The following is a 7,136-nucleotide window of genomic DNA, read 5'->3' on the forward strand; positions in this document are numbered from 1 at the left end:
CCTGAGTTTGTGGTGATAAACAAACCGCATATCCTTACTCCAAGGGCATCACAGAATCGCGAACAGTTGTGTTTGATACCGTATCCACCATAAACCCAGGAGAACCCCTTTTGCTCTTAATGGCAACAGACGCTAACGCAGCCGTTTGTAAAAAGATTACAGATGGCCAACCAGGCTGCGACCTTTTAGGCGGCACTTGGGATAGCCAAAACAACTGTTGCCGACTTTAAAGTTGCCAACTTTTTTAAATCACAACTGGGGTTTGCCTGGTTTTTTTTAGACCAACCGCCATCCCTTATGTCTTTTATCTTAGTCCTCAACTCCAAGACTTAAGTTGATTTGGAAAAAGCTGGCTCATAACTCCTCCACTTACCCAAAGAAAATCTATGAAGAACAAGCTGCGTAATGTCCGAGACCTTATCAGATATTACTCAAACCCCCGTGCCGATAGAGATACTCCAGACTCTTTCTATTCTTGGGAAGAAACCCAAGTAATGATGAAAAATATAATAACTAATAATGCTCCTAATAAATCTACTAAAAGCATATTGACAGATTCCATCAAAGCTGGATACGAACTGATAAATAATGCAGCGGACTTGAAAATAGCCCTCAAACCTTTTCAAGAAGCAAAAATTATCGGTATTGACTGCGAAACCGCTTTGGGAACTGACCCGTACCGAGCCAAAGTTTGCCTAGTACAGTTAGCAATTCCCGATCGCCCCGTCGCAGTCATCGATATCAGGGCGATCGCACCCGCCGACCTCCACCCCTTGCGTGCCCTATTAGCCGGAGAAGCCCTGAAAATAGGTCACAACCTCAAATTTGAATGGATGATGCTAACTCAAGCTGGATTGCCCCCCAGCCGTCCCTTTTTCGATACCTATCTGGCGTACCGAGTGCTCGTTGCTGGACTAAAACGCAATTTATCGTTAGAAGCTGTAGCCGACAAACTACTCGGCGTCAAGCTAGATAAAACGCTGCAAACAAGTGACTGGAGTGGAACGCTGACACCGTATCAACTGCAATATGCCGCTACCGATGCTGCAATTTTATTGCCCTCGCGAGAAACGCTCAAACAAAAACTGAAAATTTCAAAACTTTGGGAAACTGCAAAATTGGAGTTTGCTTGTTTGCCTGCGGTAGCTTCTATGGAACTAAATGGAATGCTATTAGATAGAGAACAGTGGAAAGTTCTTGGCAACAAACTTTGTTACACTCGCGACTTGCTTTTAACCCAAATTAATTCGCAATTGCATCGACATAACCCTCACCAACAACTCTCCCTGCTTCCCGAATTTACAGAAACCATTAATCCCCGCTCTCCAAAACAAGTTTTAGCAGCCCTTCAATCTGCTGGTATTCCTGTTAATTCCACCACTACTCAGACATTGATTTGCTTTGCTGAAAAACATCCCGTAATTCAAGCTTTGCTCGACTACCGCAGCGTGTCAACTCGAATCAGCACATTTGTTGAAGGTTTGCCCCATCACATTCACCCCGTTACTGGAAGAATTCATCCGAATTGGTTTCAGATTGGAGCGAGGTCTGGTAGGTTTAGCTGTCGCCAACCGAATTTAACTAATATTCCTAGAGATGGGGAAACTAGGCAGTGTTTTATCACAGCACCCGGTTGTGTACTACTCAAAGCCGATTACAGCCAAATTGAGTTAAGAATCATGGCTAAGGTTTCGGGCGATCGCACAATGGGGGCTGCCTACTCTAAAAGTGAAGATTTACACAAACTTACGGCTTCTTTAGTGCTTGACAAACCATTGATTGACATCACCTCAGATGAGAGACAGCTTGGCAAAATCATTAATTTTGGTTTAATTTACGGCATGGGAGTCAACAAATTCAAGAACATGGCTCAGTCCGAATACGGAGTAATTTTAACTCTGGAAAAAGCCTCGCTGTTCCGCAAAAAGTTTTTTAACTCCTATTCAGGCATTAAACAGTTTCATACAGCCATTCGCCGACAGTGGCAGAAAGGGATTAGAGAAAGTCGCACAATGGCTGGCCGACGGCGACTTTGGTCTCAAGAATCTAAACCGCTGCTTAATGAAATGCTGAATCACCCGATTCAAGGGCTGAGCGCTGACATTACTAAATTAGCATTAGCGAAACTTTTTGCACCTTTGAAAGGAACGGGAGCTAAACTTATTTGTGTCGTCCACGATGAAATTTTGTTAGAGTGTCCAATTACCGAAGTTGAGCAAGTAAAAACTTTACTTGATAGCTGTATGGTGTCAGCAGGCGACAAGTTTTTATCGCCAATTCCTTGCGAAGTAGAAATCAAGGTTCTCACAAGTTGGGGCGGTTAATGTTTGTTTCTGAACTAAAATCTTGTTTCGGCGCGTTCCACAATTAAATCTACGACAAATTTTAAGGCATCGCGGTGCTGCAAAATACTCGCGGCTGGGGTGGCGGTGGTCATGTCGTCGTGTCCGAAACGGGGGATGGCAACAGTTACATCGGCTAATTCTCGATCGACTGCGCGGAAAAAAGGCGTGACGCTGCTGGCTTCGACGGCCGGGTAAAACGTCGTGTGCCACGCGCGGTTGATTCTCGATCGCGATCTCGCTTGCTGATGGATGTTCAGTGGGGCGCGCGCCAAACCCGGCCTATTTTCGTCTCGCCATCTACGCGGTCTTTTTCACAGTGAGGCAAGGCTAATCGGCTTTTGGTTGCAGTTACATCGTTGGTATGGAGGCGGTTCAGGCGTTCTAAGGGTTCGCAACTAATACAGGCGATCAGCTAAAACTCCTTAATGTTGGAAGAGTTAAGGTTAGGGTTCGGATGTCATTTTTTAGCTTAACAGACCGCGAAATCTGTATGTTGTCTAATTTCCGGGGGGTGAAATGCCAGTACCATGTCACTTTTTGGAACACCAGCAGCCAACAAATCAGTTGCTATTCCGTCTTCTGTTCCATCTCTTTGAATCCAGATTTTACCATTAATAATTTCAAGGTGAACAATGCAGCCATGATTTCGCACATCTTTTTCCCATCCTATTGTTAGCAGTAAATAATCATTGGAGTCTTTGCTAATAATGAGTTTGGATTCCAGGTTGTTGTATGAATATGGAATTTCTGCATATTCGCTTAAGATTTTTTCAATGATTTGTCGGTAATTATCTAATTTATCCATTGTACGATTTCCTCTTTGGTAGGGTCAAAAATAAGTAAGCGCAGAGAGTTTTTGCGTATCACTAGAGCCCCGATGGCTTCTGAAAATATTTCTTGATAGGTGGCTTGACGAATAGCTAAATATAGCAATCGGTCATTTTCGACTTCTTCTAAGATATTCAAGTAAACGATATACTGCCCTAATGCAGTTTCTAAATCGCTCACTTGGGAAAGACTCACGAAACTTTTAATTTCAACAGCTATTTTTTGTTCACCTCTTTCGGCAGCTACAAGTTTCGTGGCTCCTAAGTCTACAAATAGTTCTCGGAACCCCCATTTTAGTTTGAAAGGATCGTTTGTAATTGTCCAGCCGTCTTTTTCGAGAGCTTTTTTGACATGATCGTGATAAATATCTTTGGCTGGCATATTCGTTTGAGGTTATAAGTCTGAGCAGTGTAAAGGGCTGTGTTGATTAAACTTGTTTTCATGGCTTGAATTTCCGAAGTCGCCTCAATTTTATTATCTTTAATTCTAGCTGTTACGTCAAGTCGCTTGACTGATGAGGTGACAATACCCTCCAAATATAGACAAAATCAAGGATATAACCCAATACGGTTCAGTTAGTGCTCTTAAACGAATTTGAACTCACAGTTTTTTGAAAAATACAGGTATCTTTTAGAAGTCAGATTCTTAACAGAACCGTATTGGGACATAACCCTCATACCCCCATATGCTTTGGTTAACGTTTTTTGTCATTGTTCGCTGTGAGCGTAGCGATCTATACATGAAAGCAATCACAGTATCTGTTTTTCACAGGCTTTTGCCTCCTAGACTGTCTTATCCCAAGCGTATTGACTCATACCATTCTCTCCCGAATGCCAACTTATTACGTTTTATTTTCTTTTTAGCTGTTAAGAAAGCAGTGAATTCTGCATCTAGATTAAACAGCGTCATCTTCGCTCAAATCGTAAGTAGGGGGCTTATACTCAAACAGTTCTTGTTCGCACGCAGCAAACCTGGAAGTGTCGGAACTGGCTGTGGGACGAGCATAACTAGCTTTATTCCGAATCCCCTGGATATCTTCAGAAGAACGCTCAGACGACAGCACAAACTGAGTTCTCTGATAACGCAAATGGGCCAATTCAATTTTACCCGGTCGCCCTTCACAATAAGCTCGTTCAGCGCAGCGCTTAACTGCGATCGCAATTTCAGCACTCGTTGCTCCGGCATAATCAGATAGTAGCGAATACCACTGCCTGTCGCTCCAAAGGTTCTCTTTTCCCTCCCCAAATTGCTCTGGGAAATACTTAGCTAAGTGCAAATTGAAAATCTCATAGCGAGCGCCACTGTGTGGCAAATCCACAAACCAGATTCCGCCGTCGTCAAATCTGCGGATAAGTTCAGCCGGCAGCATTTCTAAGCGGTTAACAGTAGCTAACATTAACACGGGACTCTCATGCTCCTGCATCCAGGTGAGCAATTTCTGCGACAGCCGCCTAGCTACACCGCCATCAGCATTTGATTCCCAGCCAGAAAAACCCTTGTCAAAATCGTCAAAGAACAGCACGCAGCCGCCCAAATTATCGGCTGTATCCAGCATTTTATTGAGAGCGCGATCTGGATTAGAAGAACCTAGAATATTGCCCCAACTTGCTGCTAAAAGCGCATAACCTAGTTTCTTAGCAGCTAGCTTTGCACTCAAACTTTTGCCCGTCCCCGGCGGCCCCCACAGCAGCATTCCTTTGGGAGGTCTGAGGTGATATTTCTTGGCATCAGCTTCTGACAGCTTTACGACTTCGCTCAAATAAGCGTCTAATAAATCTAAACCGCCAGCATGAGGCACGTCGGGAGAAGCAATGAACTCCAACCCCTGGTCTCGAAGTTGCGATATTTTATGCTCTAATACCAACTGTGCGATTTGGACAACTGAAGCGGTCACACAGAGCGATCGATCTAACACTAATTCAATTTCAGAACTTGGTAGCCCTAAACTAGAAACAGCCAGCCGTTTTTTAGCAGCTACCGCATCTGAACCAAAATCAAGGGAACAATTGCGATCGCAAAAATTATCCACAAGAACTTCGACTTCAAAGCGATCGGGTAACGGACATTTGAGTAGAGGAATTAATGGACTTAGCTTTGATGGCAGTTGGATGTACTCGCCCAAAAGTATCCAATATTGGTTGGCCCAACGCCCTTTCAGCTCGGCTGAACGCCCTTTCAGCTCAAAAAATGCGTTAGCTAATTGAGAATAACGGCGGACAAGAGGCTGTTCGCTACTGCCTGACTCCAAAATATCCTCTAACAAAAAGATACCGGGATAGTCATTTTCCAGCAGAAATTGCAGGACATCGCTTTCGACAGATAGCTCAGTTTTGCAGAGGACGCATTCACTATTATACATCTCTGAAAAAGCATCTGAAACGCTTGTCATGTTTGAGTGAAAACCTAAATTTGGGAGATGTTTATCGAAACACTGCACCTGTTGAAGAGTTGACTGCACCTGTTGAAGAGTTGACTGCACCTGTTGAAGAGTTGACTGCACCTGTTGAAGAGTTGACTGCACCTGTTGAAGAGTTGCATAGCCAGGATTCCAATAATAAACAGGTAAACAACACTCATTAGCGTACTGATGAAATGATGACAAGATTGTTTGGCGATCGGCACTGTAATATTCGAGGGCAATAATGGGAGTTTGAATAACTCTTAAGTTAGACCAGTTATTGAAAATCTTCATGCGTTATACACCACTACTTACAGGAGATTTAACATAAAATTTAACTAATGTAATTAAAATTTAACTTCCTGCTAATGAGCGAAATTCTCCCCCTCAACTGGAGGGGGTAATTGTGCCTAACGGCACTCATAAATTGATGTTATGCAAGTTAAATTGTCAATCATGGCCACAACTAAAAAACAAACCGCAGCCACTCCTATTCGGTCTCAGTCACCAGTGCCTGCTAAATCAAAACCGCCCGAAAAGCAGAACAATCAAACAGTCGGCAGTAACAATGGTGCCAAATCAAAACCTCAACCTAACCTCAGCTCCGAGCAACTTGCTGTCGAGCTAGTTAAACAAATTCGCAATACAATTCATAAGAAGTACGGTGTGACAATTCAGCGTCGCGATAGCCGTATTTCGACAAAGGTTGGCCACGCAATTCGCGAAAAACTGGGATTGGATATTCAAGCTCAGTTGAACAAGCGCAACGGCAATGGCAATGGTAAAAAGTTCGACTGGCAAGAGTGGAACAATACTGTGTTTCCCAAGCTAGTTGGCCGGCCCGATGAACTCAAGTATGATGTCGAAGTTGTTGCTTTAGCGATGAGCCAACTTTACGATACAATTGCTGACAATCCACAAGCTGCCATTGCCGATTTAATGGAGTTCAATGCTCAAAGCTTAAAGCGTCGCAACGAGTTAGCTAAATCCTCTGAAGAAGATACTGAAGAACTCGATGAGGATGACGATGATGACGATGAAGATGATGACATACTCGATGAAATTGATGAGGATGACGATGATGACGATGAAGATGAGGAAAGCGATGAGGATGACGATGAGGAGGATGATTTTAGTCTAGACGAAGACGAGGAATTTGAGGAAGACGACGAATAATCGCTAAAGTTTGATTAGAAAGCTCTGCTGAAAAAGCAGAGCATTTTTTTGCCTCTATCGAGGCCTTTTCCACGAATCGCAATTGAGGGTAATGATTGTCGCCACCGTCCGAATCAGGACGCTCTGGGAAGCAGACCCAACAAATTCACAATCAAGGAAGTTTTGACCTTGATTGTGAATTTAATTTTACCCACTCACCCACCCACTAATTTTTTTTAATTAATTGTAATTAGCAGACTGCCGTCGCTTTAGTTGTGAAGAAAAAACACAAGGAGTGTTAATCATGGCTAATCGCAAATCAGCTCCAACTCCGATGCAAAAGCAATTTGCAGAAACTCTTGAAGAACAGCGCTTCGAGATGTTTTTGCACGTTGCCCGCGAGTTAACGG

At 43.4% G+C, this 7,136-nt stretch carries 6 protein-coding genes; 2 read left to right on the forward strand and 4 right to left on the reverse strand.

Translation table 11 applies throughout. The features are described 5' to 3' along the window. Positions 1-386 precede the first annotated feature (386 nt). Positions 387-2,324 (forward strand): bifunctional 3'-5' exonuclease/DNA polymerase, encoded by a 1,938-nt coding sequence (locus IQ270_RS26385; protein WP_228056723.1) that lies wholly within the window; start codon positions 387-389, stop codon positions 2,322-2,324. 14 nt (positions 2,325-2,338) lie between these two features. Here the strand turns inward: IQ270_RS26385 and IQ270_RS26390 are convergent, their stop codons facing one another. The 4 genes from IQ270_RS26390 to IQ270_RS26405 all read right to left on the reverse strand — a co-directional run bounded on the left by IQ270_RS26390 (position 2,339) and on the right by IQ270_RS26405 (position 5,865). Beyond that, positions 2,339-2,617: a hypothetical protein gene (locus IQ270_RS26390; RefSeq protein ID WP_193976129.1), complete on the reverse strand. Its 279-nt coding sequence runs from the start codon at positions 2,615-2,617 to the stop codon at positions 2,339-2,341. Positions 2,618-2,814: 197 nt separating this feature from the next. Then, positions 2,815-3,150, reverse strand: coding sequence for a XisI protein (locus IQ270_RS26395; protein WP_193976130.1), 336 nt, complete (start codon positions 3,148-3,150; stop codon positions 2,815-2,817). Then, the gene (locus IQ270_RS26400; RefSeq protein WP_193976131.1) at positions 3,138-3,554 is read right to left on the reverse strand and encodes an element excision factor XisH family protein; all 417 of its coding nucleotides are present in this window, start codon (positions 3,552-3,554) and stop codon (positions 3,138-3,140) included. Before IQ270_RS26400 ends, IQ270_RS26395 begins: the two co-directional genes overlap by 13 nt. Before the next feature lie 514 nt (positions 3,555-4,068). After that, positions 4,069-5,865: an ATP-binding protein gene (locus tag IQ270_RS26405; RefSeq protein WP_228056724.1), complete on the reverse strand. Its 1,797-nt coding sequence runs from the start codon at positions 5,863-5,865 to the stop codon at positions 4,069-4,071. Positions 5,866-6,006: 141 nt separating this feature from the next. Here IQ270_RS26405 and IQ270_RS26410 point away from each other — a divergent pair, with 141 nt between their 5' ends. Further along, on the forward strand, positions 6,007-6,747 hold the full coding sequence (locus tag IQ270_RS26410; RefSeq protein ID WP_228056725.1) for a hypothetical protein: 741 nt from the start codon (positions 6,007-6,009) through the stop codon (positions 6,745-6,747). Positions 6,748-7,136: the final 389 nt, after the last annotated feature.

Source organism: Microcoleus sp. LEGE 07076 (assembly GCF_015207455.1).
Lineage (GTDB): Bacteria > Cyanobacteriota > Cyanobacteriia > Cyanobacteriales > Microcoleaceae > Microcoleus.